The sequence below is a fragment of the Kitasatospora sp. NPDC059577 genome, from assembly GCF_042735475.1.
Taxonomy (GTDB): Bacteria; Actinomycetota; Actinomycetes; order Streptomycetales; family Streptomycetaceae; genus Kitasatospora.
In genome coordinates this window covers 71,387-73,529 of the sequence record NZ_JBHWBZ010000050.1, presented here as the reverse complement: position 1 = coordinate 73,529, position 2,143 = coordinate 71,387, and the positions used below count along the sequence as shown (strand labels likewise).

Sequence of the window (2,143 nt, the reverse complement as noted above, 5' to 3'; positions counted from 1 at the left end):
GGGGTGCTCCCCCGGCGGGCCGGACCTCCCGGTGCGCCGCGCGGGCCCGTCGGGCCCCCGGTCATCCGGTGGTGCGGGTCGTCAGCAGGGACCGTTGTCGGTCCAGACGCCCCACTGGCCGCTCAGGCTCGGGTCGTCGCCCTTGGTCCACCACTTGTTGGTGTAGTAGTGGCCCTTCCAGGAGACCTTGGTGCCGCCGGCCGCGTAGGTGGTGTTGGCGTCCCAGCTCGGGGCGGCGGAGCAGGTGGCCGGCGTGGTCGGGGTGCCGGTCGGGGTGCCGGTCGGGGTGCCCGTCGGCGTCCCGGTGGGGGTGCCGGTCGGCGTCTGGGTCGGGGTGGGGGTGCCGGTCGGCGGGGCCGGGCAGCCGGCGGCGGAACCGTTGGTGGCGGTCACCATCTTGTCGAACAGGGCGGTCTTGGTGCCCAGGTCGTACATCGAGAAGGCGAAGGAGCCGCCGAGGCCGTTGCAGTGCGCGTAGTCGAGCTTGGCCTGGATCGACCTGGCGTCCTCACCGCTCCAGAAGGTGTTGCCGTCGTAGAAGTACGTGGCCTTGGCGTCGTCGTCCCAGAAGGTCTTGGACGGGTTGTCGACGAAGCCCGCGAGCTCCTTGTACATCTGGATGCCGGGGACGTTGCCGGACATCGCCGCACCGGCCGCCGGGGCGGCGGCGGGCTGGAAGAGGCCGTTCCTGCCGTTGTTCTGGACGCCGGTCCAGCCGCGGTAGTAGAACGGCACACCCATGTTGATCTTGTTGGCCGGGAAGCCGCCGGGGATGCCGTACTGCGCGTCGCCGGCCGTCCACGCCTTGATGGCGTTGTCGATCGAGTACTTGCCGTTGCCCGGCTTGGCCGGGGTCGACGGGTCGTTCGGGCCGGAGTACAGCGGCGCCTGGTGGTTGGTCGGCCCCTGCGGGTCCCAACCGCCGTGCATGTCGTAGGTCATGACGTCGAGGAAGGTCAGGTACTGACCGATCTTGTCGGTCTCGACGTTCATGATCTTGTCCTGGCCCGCGCCGACCGCCGCCGACAGGGCGTAGGTCTTGCCGTCGGCCTTGCCCTGCGCGTCCAGCTGGGTGCGGAACTCCTTCAGCAGCGCCGTGAAGTTCTGCTTGTCGGCCGGGCTGGAGAGGTTGCCGGCGTGGCCGCCGCCGCCCGGGTACTCCCAGTCGATGTCGACGCCGTCGAAGACCCCGGCCGCCGAGCCCGGGCCGCCGTAGCCGGCGTCGCTCGGGAGGTTGCCCTTGATGAACATGTCGAGGCAGGACGACACCAGGTGCTTGCGCGAGGCGTCCGTGGCGGCGGCCGCCGAGAAGTACTTGGAGTAGGTCCAACCGCCCAGCGAGATCAGGACCTTGAGGTTCGGGTTCTTCGCCTTCAGCTTCTTCAGCTGGTTGAAGTTGCCCGCGATCGGCTGGTTCCAGACGTCGCCGACGCCGTCGACCGAGATGTCCGCGCCGAAGCTCTTCTGGTAGTCGGCGAAGGCGTCGCCCGCACCGTCACCCGCGTTGGGGTTGTTGTCGTTGGTGTCGGCGGCCTTGGTGGCCTCGAAACACCCGAGGTCGCTCGGGTGGATGTTGGCGAAGTCGTAGATCAGGTAGTCCAGCTTCCCGGCCGCGCCGGTGTCCTGGATCGTCTTGGGGTAGTACCCGTTCGCGTAGATCGACCACTGGTCGAAGTACGCGACCTTGATGCCGCCGCTGGTGGCGGGCGCGCCGGTGCTGTTGGTGGTCGCGGCGTTGGCCGCGGCGCCGCCGGACAGCGCGAGGCCCGCGCCGAGCAGCAGGGAGGCGGTGGTGCCGGCCGCGACGGCGGCCAGGCTCTTCGGACGGCGTCGGCGGCCGCCCTGCGGAGCCGGGGCCCCGGCCCTTTCGATGCGTGAGCGCAGCATGGGTGCGTGACTCCTGGTTGTGGGGGATTCCCGCCGGACCCGGGGGCGCGCGTCCGGGTGGGGCCGGACGACCGGGACATGACAGGGAAGGGTGGGGAATCGAGCGGTTCAGGCCATGACGGACACCGGGATGCGCCGAACCCGCGCCCGCCGCGCCCCGGCCCGGGGAACCGGGTTGGGGGGGCCAGGAACCTTGGGGATAAAAATTTGTAGTATAAAACCCGCCGGCACTGTGGGGTGTTTGGCGAGTTATACC

The 2,143-nt window shown here is 69.9% G+C and carries 1 protein-coding gene; it reads right to left on the bottom strand.

Annotation, left to right across the window (positions count from 1 at the left end; genetic code table 11):
* Positions 1-81 precede the first annotated feature (81 nt).
* A complete protein-coding gene (locus tag ACFV0O_RS30315) occupies positions 82-1,887 on the bottom strand; it encodes a glycosyl hydrolase family 18 protein (protein ID WP_380346868.1) in 1,806 nt (601 codons plus the stop codon).
* Positions 1,888-2,143: the final 256 nt, after the last annotated feature.